The organism is Rufibacter aurantiacus (assembly GCF_017916345.1).
GTDB lineage: Bacteria > Bacteroidota > Bacteroidia > Cytophagales > Hymenobacteraceae > Nibribacter > Nibribacter roseolus.
Genome location: NZ_JAFMSV010000001.1, coordinates 903,733 through 921,503 on the forward strand (window position 1 = coordinate 903,733; position 17,771 = coordinate 921,503).

11 protein-coding genes and 1 pseudogene are annotated in these 17,771 nt (G+C 53.1%); 8 read left to right on the forward strand and 4 right to left on the reverse strand.

Features of this window, described 5'->3' with window-relative positions; genetic code table 11:
• The first annotated feature begins 2 nt into the window (after positions 1-2).
• From nuoL to J3P34_RS03655, 8 genes and pseudogenes are all read left to right on the forward strand, one after another.
• Positions 3-1,895, forward strand: coding sequence for an NADH-quinone oxidoreductase subunit L (nuoL, locus tag J3P34_RS03625; protein WP_210486461.1), 1,893 nt, complete (start codon positions 3-5; stop codon positions 1,893-1,895).
• Positions 1,892-3,466 (forward strand): NADH-quinone oxidoreductase subunit M, encoded by a 1,575-nt coding sequence (nuoM, locus tag J3P34_RS03630; protein ID WP_210486462.1) that lies wholly within the window; start codon positions 1,892-1,894, stop codon positions 3,464-3,466. Before nuoL ends, nuoM begins: the two co-directional genes overlap by 4 nt.
• Positions 3,453-4,904 carry an NADH-quinone oxidoreductase subunit N gene (locus J3P34_RS03635; protein ID WP_210486463.1) on the forward strand — a complete coding sequence of 484 codons (1,452 nt, stop codon included), beginning with the start codon at positions 3,453-3,455 and terminating at the stop codon, positions 4,902-4,904. The genes nuoM and J3P34_RS03635 overlap by 14 nt, the downstream gene beginning before the upstream one ends.
• 417 nt (positions 4,905-5,321) lie before the next feature.
• Entirely contained in the window at positions 5,322-5,915 is a 594-nt protein-coding gene (locus J3P34_RS03640; RefSeq protein ID WP_210486464.1) for a Crp/Fnr family transcriptional regulator, read from the forward strand.
• A 411-nt stretch (positions 5,916-6,326) separates the two neighbouring features.
• On the forward strand, positions 6,327-6,683 hold the full coding sequence (locus J3P34_RS03645; protein ID WP_210486465.1) for a hypothetical protein: 357 nt from the start codon (positions 6,327-6,329) through the stop codon (positions 6,681-6,683).
• Between the two features lie 288 nt (positions 6,684-6,971).
• Positions 6,972-8,342: pseudogene (locus J3P34_RS22410) on the forward strand (T9SS type A sorting domain-containing protein); the annotation flags it as partial.
• 180 nt (positions 8,343-8,522) lie between these two features.
• Positions 8,523-9,938 (forward strand): PA14 domain-containing protein, encoded by a 1,416-nt coding sequence (locus J3P34_RS22070; protein ID WP_246853516.1) that lies wholly within the window; start codon positions 8,523-8,525, stop codon positions 9,936-9,938.
• Positions 9,939-10,166: 228 nt separating this feature from the next.
• Entirely contained in the window at positions 10,167-10,940 is a 774-nt protein-coding gene (locus tag J3P34_RS03655; protein ID WP_210486467.1) for an SDR family oxidoreductase, read from the forward strand.
• Between the two features lie 87 nt (positions 10,941-11,027).
• Here J3P34_RS03655 and J3P34_RS03660 read toward each other — a convergent pair whose 3' ends face one another.
• The 4 genes from J3P34_RS03660 to J3P34_RS03675 all read right to left on the reverse strand — a co-directional run bounded on the left by J3P34_RS03660 (position 11,028) and on the right by J3P34_RS03675 (position 17,555).
• Complete coding sequence (locus J3P34_RS03660) at positions 11,028-11,921, reverse strand: ATP-grasp domain-containing protein (RefSeq protein WP_246853517.1); 894 nt, start codon at positions 11,919-11,921, stop codon at positions 11,028-11,030.
• 114 nt (positions 11,922-12,035) lie between these two features.
• Positions 12,036-13,301 carry an amidohydrolase gene (locus J3P34_RS03665; protein ID WP_246853518.1) on the reverse strand — a complete coding sequence of 422 codons (1,266 nt, stop codon included), beginning with the start codon at positions 13,299-13,301 and terminating at the stop codon, positions 12,036-12,038.
• A gap of 498 nt (positions 13,302-13,799) precedes the next feature.
• Entirely contained in the window at positions 13,800-15,587 is a 1,788-nt protein-coding gene (locus J3P34_RS03670; protein ID WP_210486469.1) for a thiamine pyrophosphate-requiring protein, read from the reverse strand.
• A gap of 651 nt (positions 15,588-16,238) precedes the next feature.
• Positions 16,239-17,555, reverse strand: coding sequence for an amidohydrolase (locus tag J3P34_RS03675; RefSeq protein WP_210486470.1), 1,317 nt, complete (start codon positions 17,553-17,555; stop codon positions 16,239-16,241).
• Positions 17,556-17,771: the final 216 nt, after the last annotated feature.

Below are 17,771 nucleotides of genomic sequence, written 5' to 3' on the forward strand. Positions count from 1 at the left end.
CTATGGAAAATCTACTCTGGGTCATCCCCGCTTTGCCTTTCGCCGGTGCCCTTCTGCTGATTTTGCTGGGCGGCAGGTTGTCTAATTCGGCAGCGTCTATTATTGGCGTGGGCAGCGTAGGTCTATCAGCCGCACTCACCTTGCTACTGGGCTTTCAGTTTCTGTCCGATGCTCCCCCAGGCGGCGTGTACCGGCAGGAAGTCTGGCAATGGTTTGAAGTGGCGGGCTTCAATCCATCCATCGCGTTTCATCTGGATGCGTTGTCTTTGGTGTTCATCTTCGTGATTACATTTGTGGGCTTCCTCATTCACCTGTACTCCACTGCCTACATGGCCGAGGATGAGGGTTTCACCCGATTCTTCGCGTACATGAACCTCTTTGTGGGCTCTATGCTGGTGCTGGTGCTCGCGGATAACCTTTTGCTGTTGTACCTGGGCTGGGAAGGCGTGGGCTTGTGCAGTTACCTTTTGATCGGGTTTTGGTATAAAGAGCCCCAAAACGGGTACGCCGCCCGCAAAGCCTTCATCATTACCCGCGTGGGTGACACGGCCATGGCCATTGGCTTGTTCATGCTCTTCCGGTATTTCGGGACGCTCCACATCCAGACCATCTCCACGGAGGCGGCGCAAGCCTGGTCCGTAGGCGTGCAGCCGGCCGTGATCATTGCGTTTCTGCTGCTGGGCGGAGCCGTGGGAAAATCGGGGCAGTTGCCGCTGCAGACCTGGTTACCCGATGCCATGGCCGGCCCTACCCCGGTGAGCGCCTTGATACACGCGGCCACCATGGTGACGGCGGGCGTGTACCTCATCGCCCGGATGCACGTGCTGTTTGAATTGGCACCACTGGCGAAGTTTACGGTAGCGGTGATTGGAGCGGTGACGCTGCTGCTGGCCGGCTTCTCCGCCCTCACCCAGTCAGACCTGAAGCGGGTGCTGGCCTACTCCACCATCAGCCAGATTGGATACATGTTCCTGGCCTTGGGCGTGGGGGCCTGGAGCGCGGGCATCTTCCACTTCATGATCCATGCCTTCTTCAAGGCGCTGCTCTTCCTCGCGGCCGGGGCTATCATCATCTCCCTGCACCACGAGCAGAACATGTTCAAGATGGGCGGCCTGAAAGAGAAGATGCCCGCCGTGTTCTGGACCTTCCTGATCGGGGCGGCTTCGCTGGCGGCCCTGCCATTGGTGACGGCGGGTTTTTACAGCAAAGACCAGATTCTGTGGCTGGCGCTGGCGGGTGAACGGGGCAACATCTGGCTGTACGTGGCCGGGCTCACCGGCGCGTTCATCACCGCCATCTACACCTTCCGGATGGTCTTTATCACGTTCTTCGGCGAGAGCAAAACGCATATGGAACATCCGCCGGGTAAGCTCATCGTTATACCGCTGGTGGTGCTGGCGGTACTTTCCACCGTGGCGGGCTTTATTGAGTTGCCGCATAACTTTGGGCACGTGGTGCTGTTCTCTTCCTTTTTGAGCCCGGTTTTGCCAAATTTGGCCGTAAATGAAAGCATGGCGCCCTCTGAATGGATGTTCCAGGCCATTGCGGCGGCGTTCTCCCTGGCCGGGGTTTTCATCGCCTACCTGGTGTACCTCAGGAGACCCGCCCTGCACGAGGCCATCCGGAACTCGGCCCCGGCCATGGTGCTGCACCGGTTCTGGTACTCGGGCTGGGGATTTGACCGGCTGTATGACAAGCTCTTCGTGCAGCCTTTCGTCTACATGGCCACCCTCAACAAGAACGATTTCATTGACTCTTTCTATAATCTCCTGATCCACATCGCCCGGATATTGAACCGGGGGCTGGCTCACACGCAGAGCGGCATCCTGCGCTGGTATATGATGGGCGTGGTAGTGGGGGCCCTTGTGATCATCACCATAAGTCTACTCCCATGATACTGGCCTGGCTTCTTGTTCTTTTACTTGTGGGCGGCGTGCTGGCCTGGGTCAGCGACCGCGTCCATGCGCAGTTGCCCCGCTGGGTGGCCTTATCGGTGACGATGGCCAGTCTGCTCATCACGCTCTTCCTCTGGCTAGAAACCCCGGCCCCGGCCAACTCCACTGACACCTGGCTGCTGCGTTATGAGGTGCCCTGGATTCCGCAGTGGGGCGTTTCCTTTTCCCTGGCGCTGGACGGGCTGAGTCTACTCATGCTGGCCTTGACGTTCTTCATCGGGTTCGTTTCCGTGCTGATTTCCTGGAAAGAGATCAAAAACAGGGTGGGCTTCTTCCATTTCAACATCCTGTGGGTTTTGGCGGGCATCACTGGCGTGTTCCTTACCATGGACCTGTTCCTGTTTTACTTTTTCTGGGAGGTGATGCTCATTCCCATGTACTTCCTTATAGGTATCTGGGGGCACGAGAACCGGACCTACGCGGCCTACAAATTCTTCATCTTCACCCAAGCCAGCGGGCTGCTCATGCTCCTGTCCATCCTGGGCCTGTACTTTGTGCACGGCGCCGCCACAGGCAGCTACTCCTTCAACTATTTTGATTTGCTGGGCACCGATTTCACGCCGAGGGTAGGTAAATGGCTCATGGCTGGTTTTCTGGCGGCGTTCCTGGTGAAACTGCCCGTGGTGCCGTTCCACTCCTGGCTCCCCGATGCGCACTCCCAGGCGCCTACCGCAGGTAGCGTGATTTTGGCCGGCCTGCTCCTGAAAACCGGGGCTTACGGGCTGCTGCGGTTCGTGGTGCCGCTGTTTCCCGAGGCAGCGCAGGTTTTCGCCCCCTGGGCGATGTTCCTGGGCGTGCTGGGCATCTTGTATGGTGCCATCTTAGCTTTCGCCCAAACCGATCTCAAGCGCCTCATTGCCTACACCAGCGTGAGCCACATGGGCTTTGTGGTGCTGGGCGTTTTCGCGTTCAATCAGTGGGCGTACCAGGGGGTAGTGATGCAGATGATTACCCACGGCCTCAGCACCGGGGCCTTGTTCATCCTGGCGGGCTTCCTCTACGAGCGGCTCCACACCCGCGACATCCGGCAGATGGGCGGTTTCTGGGCTACAATTCCAAAAATGGGCGTGATAGCCCTGGTCTTTGTGATGGCCTCGCTGGGGCTTCCCGGCCTGGGGAACTTCATTGCCGAGTTCCTGACGCTGGTGGGCAGTTGGCGGGCCAGTCCGGTCTTCACTGTTTTCGCCACTATTGGGCTGGTGGCGGCCACGGTGTACTCCCTCCGGATTATGCAGAAAGTGTTCCTGGGCCAACACGTGGCCACCCACCGATTGCAGGATCTTTCGCCCCGGGAGTTGACGGTGGCGTTGCCGCTGGTGGTGCTGATTCTCTGCTTGGGGCTTAATCCGCAGCCAGTTCTGGATTTGGCCCAAGGTTCTCTGGAAGAGCAGTTAGAGGCCTACACCCCACCCGCGGTGAAAACCACTTCCCCAGACCAGGTCACCCTTACCGCCGCATACCCGCAAGATTCGGTTAAAACCCTGAAAGGAGGCTCCCATGCGCTTAAATGATGTCCATTACCTCATGCCTCTGCTCATTCTAGTGGCTGGGGCCATTGTGACCATGCTGGCCGTGGCCGTGAAGCGGAATCACCAGGTGGTCTTCGGGCTCACGCTGCTGGCCCACCTGGCGGCTTTGTTCACCCTTTTGCCCCTGCGCGGATTCTCTTACCAGATTCCGCCTTTCCTCATAGTGGATGGTTGGGGTGTGTTTACCATGGGCCTGATCCTAATGACCTCCCTGTTTGTGACGCTGGTGTCGTACGCCTATTTTGAGCAACGCGAGGAACGTAAAGAAGAGTACTACATCCTATTGTTGCTGGCCACGCTGGGCACCTGCGTATTAGTCATCAGTCAGCATTTCATGGCCCTTTTCCTGGGCTTGGAGGTGCTCAGTGTGTCTTTGTACGCCCTGATCTCTTACCTGCGCCTGCGCGAGATGTCTGACGAGGCAGGTATCAAGTACCTTATCCTGGCGGCGATGTCCTCGGCGTTCATGCTGTTTGGGATGGCGCTCATGTACGCCGTCACCGGCACCATGTCCTTCACCGAGATCGCCGTTTACCTGAGGTCCGTGCAGGACATCCCGCTGTTGTTTCTGACCGGCTTCGGGCTGATTGTAGTGGGCGTTGGCTTCAAGTTGGGCGTGGTGCCTTTCCATATGTGGGCCCCCGATGTATACGAAGGCGCTCCGGCTCCGGTCACAGCGTACATTGCCACGGCTTCCAAGGGCGGTATGGTGGGACTGCTCATCCGGTTCATCTCCGAGACCAACGGCTACCAGTATCCCAGCCTCGTGCTCATTTTCACCTGCATCGCCGTGGCCTCCATGGTGGCGGGCAACCTGTTGGCGCTTCGGCAGAAGAACATCAAGCGGCTGCTCGCTTATTCTTCCATCGCCCATTTGGGCTACCTGCTCATTGCTTTTCTGGCCGGAAACCAGCTGGGCGTAGAGGCGGTGGGATTTTACCTGGTGGCCTATTTCATCACCACCCTGGGTTCCTTCGGGGTGGTGGCGCTCCTGTCAGACAACGTGCGCGATGCGGATCAACTGGAGGATTACCGGGGCTTGTTCTGGCGGCGCCCCGCCACGGCGGCGATTTTCACGGCCATGCTGCTGTCCCTGGCCGGCATTCCGCTCACCGCTGGCTTTGTGGGCAAATTCTACCTGCTGGCCTCGGGCGTGAGTACGCAGCAATGGCTGCTGGTGGCCATGCTGGTGCTCAACAGCGTCATTGGCCTGTATTACTACATCAAAGTGATTGCCGTCATGTTCGCCCAGCCCGAGAAGAAACCCGAACTCCGCAAGGTCCTGCACCCGGCTATTTCCTTCGCCAGCGGCGCCACCATGGCCGTATTGGCCTTGCTCCTGGTCTGGATCGGGATCTATCCCACCACGCTGGTGCAGATTATCCGGGGACTGCTGGTGACCTTTACCGCCTTAAAGTAGCGACATACCTCAGACCTATCAAACTTCTTTAAGCCAAAGGGGGCAGGCCAATCCCAGTTCTATCGCTTTGGGGATATTTTCCTAATTAGTTTAATGAAAATTCCCCTTTCGCACCAGAAGCTGGCAAGTTGGTTTCTGTCCCGTCATGTCAGAGATTCTATTAGGAAACCATCTAAAATCAGTTTCAGGTTACAAAGAGCTGTACTTCCGCTAAGCTAAAGCTTATTGCTGAATATCATTTTACCTGCACTTGCTAGATTGCCCTAAACTTTCCTAATAAAATACTAAATAATAAGTATTTTATATCAATTTATACAAAGCTAACTTTCTGATAATTAAATAATAAGGTATCTTTTATTTCAAAATCCTTAAGGTAATACTTCCCTAATTATTTCTGGTCTTATTTCCCTAAAGGGCATGCATAAAAGTATCATTAGGTTCCTAGAGAGAATTACTCCCATAAGCCAAAAATTAGAAAAGGCTTTACATGACTGTCTGCGGGGACCCTATCTCCTGAAAAAGGGAACCGTATTACTTAGAGAGGGTGAAGTAAGCAACACTGCTTACTTTATTGTACAAGGCATGGCCCGCATGTACTACCTGGTTAACAATAAGGATGTAACCAGCAGATTTTTGCCTGAGAATTCAATTGCTGTTCCTTACTATAGCTTCTTTACCCAACAACCGTCTTATGAGGCCATGGACGTCATAGAGACCTCACAGGTACTCTCCATTAGCCGACCGGATTTAGAGAATCTATATGAACATTATCCGGAATTGCATATCGTCCTGCACCAACAATTGGCCAAAGCTTTAATCCAGAGTGATGAGCGAGGAATGATGATTAGAAAAATGGCAGCAAAGGACAGATATGAGGCGTTACTGACAAAGTTTCCCAACATATTCTTAAGAGCCTCGGTTGAACAAATAGCTTCTTTTTTAGGCATTCGCCGAGAAACCTTAACCCGTATCCGCTCAAGCCAAAGATGTGATATATATCACATAAATTAAAAGTTCACACCTAGCGTCTCAAAGCACTCGTACGAATTAATTAACTTATCTATTATCTAATAAATATGAGACGCTATGTCTATGCATAGCATAATATACAATATAAAGACTTAACATTTTTCCATACACCATAATTTATAATTAAAACAACAAGTAAGGCAGTTAATAACTCTCAAATAGCGCAGCCATTATAAAGCAACTATAACAACTCATTCTTTATTAATACACCCTTCTCAACAACATGATTGATGATTTTTATAAACTTTTAATTAAACCTAATTAACTTAAAAAATCACAATGATGAATAAAAAAAGAAACCTAACCAAAACTCTTCTCTACACCTCAATTCTTTTCTTATTCTGTATAATCTTCACACCCAGCGGCCAAGCTTTCAGTTACCAGAAGTCAAACTTGATTTTCAGTGAACCAAGCTGGATTTTTCACTCAGAAGAAAAAGGGGTTAAAATATATTATCAAATTAATTCTTGTAACAACAGAAGTGTTGTCTTTTTTAAATTCAACAACACTAACAAAGAAAAAGTCAGAATATCATGGAAAGAAACTTTCCAGACAACACAAGTTCCAGAAGAAAAGGACGGCTTTCTAGGAAAAAAAGAACTTGATTTACCTCCAGGAGAGACATATCCACTTAGTTGTGACCAAATAAAAGTAAAAGAATGTATTACATTCTCAGACCAGGCATTACCTACCTACAAAGCAGAAATAACCAAAGTAAACTTAAGAAATATTAACGTCACCCCTCTTTAACAAACCATTAAATCTACTCACCTAATAATCATTAATCCTCCATTATTTAAATAAATATTATGTTTTACTTTAAAACCATAAAACACCATGAAACATTTTACTCAATTTTGTATAAGATATTGGCTATTTAGCCTCTTTTTACTACTCACTTCAACTCCCATTTTTGTTAACGCCCAATCTCCTGCACCAGACAGTAAAGGAAAAAACTTCTGGCTTACGTTTCCAAGTAACGCTGGAGGGTCAAGCACCCTTACACTTTTTATTACAGGAGATGTTCCAACCACAGGTATGGTAACCATACCCGGATTGGGTTTTTCAAATAATTTCTCGGTTACCCCAGGTACAATCACCTCAGTAGTGGTACCTACTGAGGCCCAATTGAGGCAGTCAAATCAAGTAGAGAATAAAGGCATTCATATTACTTCTCAACAAGAAGTGACGGTTTATGGATTAAATAGACAACCATTTACCACAGATGCCTTCTTAGCTCTGCCAACGGATATTTTAGGCACAGAATACATAAACCTGGGTTACAAGAATGTTGATGTACTAAATGCGACTCAACTGGCTATTGTTGGTACAGTAAACGGCACTAGCGTTGAAATTACCCCTTCCGTTACTACAGATGGCCATACCGCTGGCGTACCTTTCACAATCACCTTAAATCAGGGACAAACATATTACCTGGTTAATACCGGATCGTCACCAAACGATTTAAGTGGAACCCTAATTACATCATCCCAGCCAGTAGGCGTTTTTGGGGGACACGGCTGCGCAAACATACCAGCAGGAAATGTGGCCTGTGACTATATTGTTGAGCAATTGCCACCTACGTCAGCATGGGGAAAACAATTTGTTACAGTTCCCCTTGCTACCCGCAAGAATGGAGACACATTCAGAATTCTGGCATCTGCCAACAATACACGGGTACAGGTAAACGGCTCTTTGGTTGCCACTTTAAACAAAGGGCAATTTCATGAAAGGATTATTAATGGTTCTGCCCAAATAACTGCAAATGAACCAATCTTAGTTGCTCAGTATTCTAACTCCAGTTCTTTTGACAATGTAACCTCAGACCCTTTCATGATGCTCATACCACCTTATGAGCAATTTCTTGGGAGCTACACGGTTGCTACCCCTTCTGCTGGATTTGCATCCAATTTCATTAACATAGTAGCTCCAACTTCCGCTATCGGCTCTATCACACACAATGGCACTGTTATCCCGGCTTCCAGTTTTACTGCAATAGGAAGCAGTGGCTTTTCAGGAGCCCAATTACCCGTTAGCTTAGGCACACATAACTTATCCGGAGGAGGGTCACCTTTTGGTGCCTTTGTTTATGGTTTTGACAATTTCGACTCTTATGGTTATCCTGGCGGGCAATCGCTGGCGCCAGTGGCTACGGTTAGGACCATTACCATAAACATACAGGGTGGCTCTACCGCCAGGGTAGGGACAGAGCATTGTATGACAGCTACTGCAACCGACCAAAATGGAGAGCCTGTTGCTGGGGTCAGAGTGGATTTTGCCATAACCGGCGCTAATTCACAAACCGGTTTTGCCACAACAAATGCAAGTGGGCAGGCCCTGTTCTGTTACACCGGCAATAAGGCTGGTACAGATAACATTGTGGCTTCATCTGGTACTGTCACCGCCAATGCGAGCATAACATGGGTAGATAAAAAGACCCAGACCATCAACTTTGGCCCTATAGCTAACAAAAAGGTAAACGATGCACCTTTTACTATAAGTGCGACTGCAAGCTCCGGGCTGCCTATCACATTTGTGATACTAAGTGGCCCAGCCACAATCAGCGGCAATACAATAACATTGACCGGAATGGAAGGGGAAGTAGTGGTTGAGGCCAGACAAGCGGGTAACGATGAATATGCCGCCGCCACCCCTGTCATTCAAAGATTTATGGTAACTGGGGATGGAAATCCAGTCACCTGCGAAAATACAGGCGGCATCACATACGAGATGTGGGCGAATGTACCATCTAAGTTAGTGGAGATACACCAACTTCCGGCCAGCACAACCCCTTCCAGCACCAGTAACCTAGGCTCCTTCTCCGTTCCGGCCAACGTGGGCGACAACTACTTTGCCCGGGTACGGGGCTACCTGTGCGTGCCGGTGAGCGGCAACTACCGCTTCCACCTCTCCGCCGATGACCGGGCCGCCCTCTGGCTCAGCACGAACGAGGACCCGGCCAATAAGGTGAAGATCGCCTTCCAGCAGCGCGCCTCCAAGCCCGGTGAATATAACGCCTTTCCTACTCAGCAATCAGAACTCATTCATCTGGAGGCCGGGCAGCGCTACTACATTGAGGCGGTGATGCGCGAGTTCCGCTTTAAAGACCACATGACTGTGGCCTGGACCCGGCCAGATGGTGTGATGGAAACTATCCCCGGCTCAAGCCTTATCCCTTACACCGGCGCTCCAGTGGTTTGCAATGGGACTGGCAACATTACCTATGAGATGTGGGCGAATGTTCCCTCCAAGTTGGTGGAGGTGCACCAGCTACCTGCTTCTACAGATCCCACCAGCACCAGTAATCTGAGCTCCTTCTCCGTTCCGGCCAATGTGGGCGACAACTACTTCGCCCGAGTGCGGGGCTACCTGTGCGTGCCGGTGAGCGGCAATTACCGGTTCCACCTCTCCGCCGACGACCGGGCCGCCCTCTGGCTCAGCACGAACGAGGACCCGGCCAACAAGGTGAAGATCGCCTTCCAGCAGCGCGCCTCCAACCCCGGAATCTACAACATGTTCCCCACTCAGGAGTCGGGCATGATTCACCTGCAGGCTGGTCAGCGCTACTACATTGAGGCGGTGATGCGCGAGTTCCGCTCCAATGACCACATGACCGTGGCCTGGACGCGGCCTGATGGCACCATGGAGACTATCCCCGGCTCAAGGCTCATCCCGTATACAACCTCTACCTCCACAATAGCCAGCATGACTGCTGAGTCAGGCCAGGTAAGGGCAAACTTCAACTCTGATTCGTTCACAGCCAGCCCTAACCCCTTCACAGATAGGGTAACCATTGGTTTCTCCGTTGCCAGGGATGGGGATGCAAGAGTGGAGATATACAATTTACATGGCCAATTGGTGAGAACCCTGCACCAGGGCAAAGCAGAGGCCGGTAAGTCGTACAGCTATGAATTTGAAAGCGGCAGCCAGGCCAACGGAATTTACATCTGCCGGATTACAGTAGCTGGTAAGACAACCGTTAAGCGGCTGCTCTTAGATAGGTAACCTATCTGGTTCATAAAAAAAGAGGCTTCCCTTTAGAAGCCTCTTTTTTTATGAACCTTATTTACTAAAAAGCTAAAATGGGCAATAGTGAACCCTCTTTTTCACGCCTATTTTCCAGGAAATGGCTCTTAAACACCTTTCGTTTTAAGGGCATCCGCCTAGCGGTTTTCCGTTCTGGTAAATTCTGCGTACACTTACCTTCCCATCAATTTTATGAAAGAAAAGTACATGCAGAATAACCGTTGGAGTTTAGAGGGTCGCCGGGCCCTGGTTACCGGAGGCACCAAAGGCATAGGAGCTGCCATCGCCGAGGAGTTGCTTTCCTTCGGGGCGGAGGTACTCATAGTGGCCCGCAAGGAACTGGAGGTAAACCAGGCCGTAACCGATTGGCGCGCCCGGGCCCTGAAAGCCTCCGGCATGGTGGCCGATGTCAGCCAACCTGCCGACCGCCACAACCTGCTGCAACTGGTGGAGAACACCTGGGGCACGCTGGACATCCTGGTGAACAACGTGGGCACGAACATCCGCAAGAAAATAGGCGAGTACACTCCTGAAGAATACAGCTACTTGCTGAACACCAACCTCACCTCGGCCTTTGAACTGTGCCGATTGGCCCATCCGTTTCTGAAAGCCTCGCCGCAGGGCAACGTGGTGAACGTATCCTCGGTGGCGGGTTTGGGGCACGTGCGCACTGGTGCTATTTACGGCATGACGAAGGCCGCGCTGGTGCAGCTCTCCAAGAACCTGGCGGGCGAGTGGGCCCCGGACGGCATTAGGGTGAACTGCGTGGCGCCCTGGTACATCAGAACGCCCTTGGCGGATCAGGTACTGCAGAACCAGGAGTACCTGGAAAGTGTGTTGAGCCGCACCCCTACCCGCACCATCGGGAACCCCGAGGATGTGGCCTCGGCGGTGGCTTTCCTGTGCATGCCCGCCGCTGCGTACATCACTGGCCAGTGCATTGCCGTGGACGGCGGCATGAGCATCAACCTGTTTGGGTAACCGCTGATAAGTCTATAGAAACAGAAACTCCTCCCGGGTCAGTGCCAGGGAGGAGTTTCTGTTTTGGGCCTGTTTCTCTAAAATAGACTAAGAAACGGACGAAGGAACCTCTTCCATCATCTGGACCAGGGCTTGGTAGTAGTTCTCCAGCGAGTCTGGATGGGTGTGCAGGTACAGGAACGGCTCAATCAGCTCCAGCTCCATCAGTTGCAGTTCCTCGCCGACTACCACACCATCTACGCGGGCGTACAGGCAGCCTTCGGCGAACTGGCCTGCCATGGTCTGGGCCTGCGCCAGCAGATGAACCGGGGCTTCCTGCGGATGGATGGTTCCCCCGAAGAAATGCTGCACCCGGAAATCGCCGTCCTTCGCAGATTTGAGCAGGCAATGGCTGTACTGGCCGTTGAAGAACAGGAACGACCACTCGCCTTCTTCCTGTATCTGCGGCATGAACGGCTGCGCCAGGTAATCCTCGGCTCTGAGCAGCTCCTCCAGCATGGGCTTTACTTCTTCTACTTCGCCTAGGGACACAATGAACGTGTTCTTCGCGCCGCCGCTCACGCAGGGCTTGATGATGAGCTTATCGGTTTGGAACTGATTGAAGTACTGCACCAACTCTACAGCGGTTCCTCTTTTCAGCAAGGCGGTAGGCACGATGGGCAGGCCGGCTTTCTCCACCTCCAGCAGGTAGTGCTTGTCGGCGTTCCAGCGGATGGTAGAGATAGGGTTCAGCGTGCGGATGCCCAGGGCTTCCATGCGGTCCAGCCACGCGCAGAACTCCGGGAACTTGTCAAAATAATCCCACGGCGATTTAAACACCGCCAAGTCATATTGCGCCCAGTTTACGGCCGGGTCATGCCAGTCTTCCAGGGTGATGTCAATGCCTTTGGAGGTGAGGTAATCCATCAGGACGCCGTCTTCGCTGCCGCTCAATGAGCCATAGCTGTGGATGGCTTCGTAGGTCACTAATGCTAGTTTCAAGGTTGTATTTGGGTATGGATGTTGATGTGTAAAACGAATGATAGAATGGGTAATTCCACCCGAAAAGCCGGGCACTGGGTTTTTAGTTCCTTTTCTGAAAAACGGCCCTAAAACCTACTTCATAGGGTTGTTCAGATAATCCACCGCCAGGTTAGCAAGGGCTCGAACGCCTAGTTTCAAACCGCTTTCTTCGATGTAAAAATCCGGGGTATGGTGCGCGGGCGCTTTGGCGGGGTCTGCGCCTTTGGGCATACCGCCCAGGAACAGGTACAGGCCTGGCACTTTCTGCTGGAAATAGGCAAAGTCCTCGGCGATGGTCACGGGTTTGGTAAGTTTTACCTGGTTGGTGCCGGCCACGCGCTGCAACGAGGGCAGCATGTGCGCGGTGAGGGCCTCGTGGTTGTAGGTCACCGGCGTCATCTCTTGGATAGAAACCTCGGCGGTAGCACCCGCGCCGGTAGCGATGCTGGTGGCGGTTTTCTTCAGGCGTTCATGAATCTGCTGCTGCATGGGCACGTCCAGCGCCCGGATGGTCCCGATCATCTCCACCTGGCTAGGCACGATGTTGGCGCGAACGCCGCCGTTGATCGCACCCACGGTCACGATGGCCGCGGCGTTGGTCACATCCACCTGTCGGCTCACGATGGTTTGCAGCGCGGTCACAATGTACGCTGAGGTCACCACCGGGTCCACGCCCATCCACGGCGTACCACCGTGCGACTGCTGACCTTTGACCGTAATCTTGAAGTTATCTGAACTGGCCATCATGCCCTGCGGCCGGTAGGTGATGGTACCCGCCTCCACATCTGACCTGATGTGCAGCCCGAACATGGCATCCACTTTGGGGCTTTCCAGCACACCTTCCTGCACCATGAGTTTCGCGCCGCCCACCTGACCGGGAGCCGAGCCTTCCTCTGCGGGCTGGAAGATGAACTTGATGATGCCTTTGATATCCTTTTTCATGCCGCTGAGCACCTCGGCCGCCCCCATGAGCATGGCTACGTGTGCATCATGGCCGCAGGCATGCATCACGCCCACCTGTTGCCCCTCAAACATGGTTTTCACCTTAGACGCAAAAGGCAGGTTGTGCGTGTTGTTCTCCACCACCGGCAAGGCATCCATATCGGCACGCAAAGCCACAACGGGTCCGGGCTGACCACCTCTTAAAATGGCTACTACGCCGGTTCTGGCCACGCCGGTTTTCACTTCCAGCCCCAGAGCCTTCAGGTGCTTCGCGATTTTCTCGGCGGTCTTCACCTCAAAATTGCCCAACTCGGGATTCTGGTGCAACTCCCGCCGCCACTGGATGACTTTGGGTTCAATCTTATTAGCGAGTTGATCGATTTGGGTTTGCGTCCCGTTGGTTTGCGCGCTGCCCATTAGTGACAGGCCTAGAAAGGAGGTCAGGAAAAATAGAAACGGTTTATGGGAAAGCATTAGGTCTCTTTTGTTTAGCAGCCGATTTTATGAAATCAGCTTGAAAACACAAAAGTACGCCGCCCAATCGGGAAAAGGAATTTTAGCGGCGGAGTTAGAGAACGGCTTTCAATAAGAAGCAACAGTAGTGTACCGCTGGCGCGAGCCTCCGGCTCGTGTCCGCACGCATTCCTGAACATACCTCTTCATTTTTGTCATCCTGAAAGGATCTTGGGAGCGAACGGTAGCAGCGTTTCTTCAACGTCTTTTTAGTCCGCCCACAAGATCTTTCCAAGATGACATAGAGAAGGGAGGTTCCTTCTAAGGGAACAGAATACCAAGACTTTGAAAAGCTGGAAGCAGAAGAGGATCAGGAATGCGTGCGGACACGAGCCAGAGGCTCGCGCCAGCGTTTGAAACGTTTAGGGCCTACTTTCTAAAAACAAGCCCTAAATGAACCAGTTACTCCTTCTTTTCTTTCGCTTCTTCCACAGCTGCCTTCAAAGGTTCTTCCAGGCGCTGCTCGGCGGCGGTGTCTCCTTTCTCAATGGCTTCGGCGATGTTCTCTGCGAAGTTAGCGGCTACCTGCGGGGTGATGGGCATGATCTCCGGGTCAGTAAGGGCGTCAATGACCACCGGACGGTCAGCTTTCAGAGCAGTTTCCCAAGCGGCGTCGATTTGGTCTGGGCGTTCAATCCGAATGCCTATCAAACCGATGCTCTCAGCGTAGGCGGCGTAGTTAAAATCAGGCAGTACCTGGGAATCATCGAACTTGGGATTGCCTTCGTTCATGCGCTGCTCCCAGGTCACGAAGTTGAGGTCACGGTTGTTGAGCACAAGCACAATCAGGCGCGGATTACTCCACTGGCGGTAGTATTTCTGAATGGTCAGGAGTTCCTCGGTACTGCCCATCTGCATAGCGCCATCGCCCGCAAATGCGAACGCCACCCGGTCCGGGAAGGCGAACTTAGCGGCGAGGGCGTAGGGTAAAGCACAGCCCATGGTAGCCAGCGTACCGGAAACGGAGAACTTCATCCCCTCCCTTATCTTGAGGTATTGCGCCGTCCAACTGGAGGAGGAACCGGAGTCGGCGGCCAAGATGGCTTTATCCGGGAGGCGTGGCGACAGCTTTTGGAACACCAGACGTGGGTTCACGGGATTGGCTGGGTGGCTAGCTTCCTGGGTTAATTGTTCTTCCCATTTCAGGATGTTCTGCTCAATGGTCTGGCGCCAGGATCGGTCTTCTTTTCTTTGCAAGAGCGGCAGGAGCGCGCGTAGGGTCTCGGCGCTATCGCCGATGAGCGGCACTTCCATGGGGTAGCGGATGCTGAGCATGCGGCCATCCAGGTCAATCTGCACCCCGCGGGCCTGGCCTTCCTGGGGCAGGAACTCGGCGTACGGGAAGCTGGACCCGATCATGAGCAGCGTGTCGCAGTGGGCCATCATCTGGTGGCTGGCTTCCGTCCCGAAGAACCCGATGGCGCCGGTAACAAACGGCAGATCATCTGGCAAAGCAGCTTTGCCGAGGTACGCTTTGGCCACCCCGGCCCCCAACACCTCCGCAATTTGGGTTACTTCCGAGGCAGCATCTTTGGCTCCGGCTCCAATCAAAATAGCTACTCTTTTGCCGGCATTCAGAACCTCGGCGGCTTTCTGCAAATCTTCGTCACGGGGTAGCACGCGCGGCGGCAGATACCCGATGCCCGAGTGCACCGTGCCATGCTTGTGCTCCGGCTCCTGGTACTCCAATTCCTGCAGATCGCTGGGGAGGATGACGCAGGTGACGGTGCGCTGGTCTTTGGCGATGCGGAAGGCGCGGTCAATGAGATGCCGCACCTGGCTGGGCTCCATGGCCACTTGCACAAACTCGCTGGCGACATCCTTGAACAGGGTCAACAAATCTACTTCCTGCTGGCTGTGTCCGCCCAAAGCCGTGCGGGCCTTCTGGCCCACCAAGGCTACCACCGGCTGATGATCCAGCTTGGCATCATACAAACCGTTGAGCAAATGAATCGCGCCCGGACCCGAGGTGGCCAGACACACGCCTACTTCGCCGGTGAACTTGGCGTGCGCGCAGGCCATGAGCGAGGCTACTTCCTCGTGCCGCACCTGGATGAACTTCACCTTGTCTTCGGCGCGGTCCAAAGAGCCCATGACGCCGTTGATGCCATCGCCGGGGTACCCGAAGATGCGGTTCACGCCCCATTGATGAAGACGCTCTACTATGAAATCACTGACCGGCTGTGGCATACGCTTCTGTTTTAAGGCTCCTTCTGTGAAAAGGGGTCCTAAACAGGTACGACCTGAGGAGCAGAGGGTTCAGGAACACACGCTATTAGGAACAGAGAAGGACTGCTGTAAAAGGCAGTTCTTAAACGCAGATTCTCCCCTTGAGGGGAGATTAAGAGGGGTGTTTACAAAGGAGGAGACGTTTTCCAGAGTTAATTATTAAAGCCACTTCAATTTTTGGGCAGCAATGAATAATCAGCAATGCGTGGACCGGCAGGTGTAAACACTCCTCTTCGCTCCCCTCAAGGGGAGAATCCTTGCTTAGGAACAGTCAAAGGTGAATTTGACTTTTCATGAAATGGAAGAAATCTGACAAACTTACTTGATACCTCAAAAACAGAAACGCCCCGGTTCAAGGCTGCTTTTTAAAAAACAGTTTCAAAACGGGGCATTGGTTATGTAGTTTTGTGAGGTTTTTTTTCGTCCCCCTTTGAAGGGGGTAGGGGGATGACCAAGCAGTATCAAGATGCCGAAAGCTTTGAAATCGGAGTAAGGGCAACCACAAGGGATTGCCCCTGCTAATACTCAGGAATGCAATGCTCTGCATGAGTAGTCATCCCCCTACCCCCTTCAAAGGGGGACGAAATGCGTCTGAATTGTTACAGAAGTTTATTACTTCTTCAATGGGTTGTTCAGGTAATCAACGGCCAGATACGCCAAGGTACGGACGCCTAATTTCAGGCCGCTTTCGTCGATCATGAAGTCTGGGGTGTGGTGGGCCGGGATTTTGGTGGGGTCCTGGCCTTTGGACATGCCGCCCACGAAGACAAATACGCCCGGCACTTTCTGCTGGTAGTAGGCGAAATCCTCGGCACCGGTTACGGCTTTGGTGAGCAATACGTTCTGCTGGCCGGCTACGGTCTGCAAGGTAGGCAAGATGTGCGCGGTGAGGGCCTCGTGGTTGTAGGTGATGGGCGTGTTTTTCACGATCTCCACCGTGGCGGTGGCGCCGGCGCTTCCGGCAATCATTTCGGCGGTGCGGCGTAGTTTCTCGTGGAGCTGGTCCTGCATTTTGGGGTCCAGCGCCCGGATGGTACCAATCATCTCCACTTCCTCGGGAATTATATTGGTTCTTACCCCGCCATGGATAGCGCCCACCGTGATCACGGCCGCCTCGTTGGTGAGTTCCATCTGGCGGCTCACGATGGTCTGGATGCCGTTGATGATCTGTGCCGATACCACAATGGGGTCCACGCTCATCCAGGGGTACGCCCCGTGCGCCTGGCGACCTTTCACTTTGATCTTGAAGTTATCGGAGCTGGCCATGGTGCCCTGCGGACGATATTTGAGGGTACCCACCTCGGTGGCGGAATTAATGTGCAACCCGAAGATGGCGTCTACCTTGGGGTTCTCCAAAGCACCCTGGGCCACCATCACATCCGCGCCACCTTCCTCGCCGGCAGGAGCACCTTCCTCAGCGGGTTGGAAGATAAATTTCACGGTGCCTTTGATATCTTTTTTGTTTTGGGCCAGGATCTCGGCGGCGCCCATGAGCATGGCTACGTGGGTGTCGTGGCCGCAGGCGTGCATCACGCCCACTTCCTGGTTGTTGAACGTGGTGCGCACTTTAGAGGCGAACGGCAGGCTGTTGCGCTCGGTCACGGGTAGGGCATCCATATCGGCGCGGAGGGCGACTACGGGGCCGGGCTGACCGCCTTTCAGGATACCGATGACGCCGGTTTTGGCTACGCCGGTTTTCACCTCAAACCCGAGGCTTTTCAGGTGTTTGGCTACTTTTTCAGCGGTCTTCACCTCGCGATTGCTCAGCTCCGGGTTCTGGTGGAAATCGCGACGCCACTGGATGACTTTGGGCTCCAGTTTATTCGCGAGTTGGTCAATCTGGGCGTGCAGGTTAGGGGTTTGGGCGTGCGTTACATGGGTAAGCGCCACCAGCGACAATGCCGCGGCCCATTTCTGGTAAAGGTTCATGTTTGGTAGAGGTAAATTCAAGAGTAAGAGCGGAATGGGTAATGGGTGAAACCGAGGCTTAAAAAGAAGCTTCCGTTTCAGGCTTCTTTTCTGAAAACAAGCCTATAAACGTCTAAAATAAGCGGTTACGCTGGCAAAACATAATCTATGGGGCAAGTTTGTAGAAGCTTTTCGGCAGAAGTCCGGCGTTATTCCGGGAAAATCGTACTTTTCAGC

Bases quoted from the DNA above. Each gene is read 5' to 3' on its own strand.
- J3P34_RS22070 (WP_246853516.1), top strand. From the start codon at position 8,523: ATGGAAGGGGAAGTAGTGGTTGAGGCCAGACAAGCGGGTAACGATGAA.
- nuoM (WP_210486462.1), top strand. From the start codon at position 1,892: ATGATACTGGCCTGGCTTCTTGTTCTTTTACTTGTGGGCGGCGTGCTG.
- J3P34_RS03675 (WP_210486470.1), bottom strand. From the start codon at position 17,555: ATGAACCTTTACCAGAAATGGGCCGCGGCATTGTCGCTGGTGGCGCTT.
- J3P34_RS03670 (WP_210486469.1), bottom strand. From the start codon at position 15,587: ATGCCACAGCCGGTCAGTGATTTCATAGTAGAGCGTCTTCATCAATGG.
- J3P34_RS03655 (WP_210486467.1), top strand. From the start codon at position 10,167: ATGCAGAATAACCGTTGGAGTTTAGAGGGTCGCCGGGCCCTGGTTACC.
- J3P34_RS03635 (WP_210486463.1), top strand. From the start codon at position 3,453: ATGCGCTTAAATGATGTCCATTACCTCATGCCTCTGCTCATTCTAGTG.
- J3P34_RS03665 (WP_246853518.1), bottom strand. From the start codon at position 13,301: ATGGGCAGCGCGCAAACCAACGGGACGCAAACCCAAATCGATCAACTC.
- J3P34_RS03640 (WP_210486464.1), top strand. From the start codon at position 5,322: ATGCATAAAAGTATCATTAGGTTCCTAGAGAGAATTACTCCCATAAGC.
- nuoL (WP_210486461.1), top strand. From the start codon at position 3: ATGGAAAATCTACTCTGGGTCATCCCCGCTTTGCCTTTCGCCGGTGCC.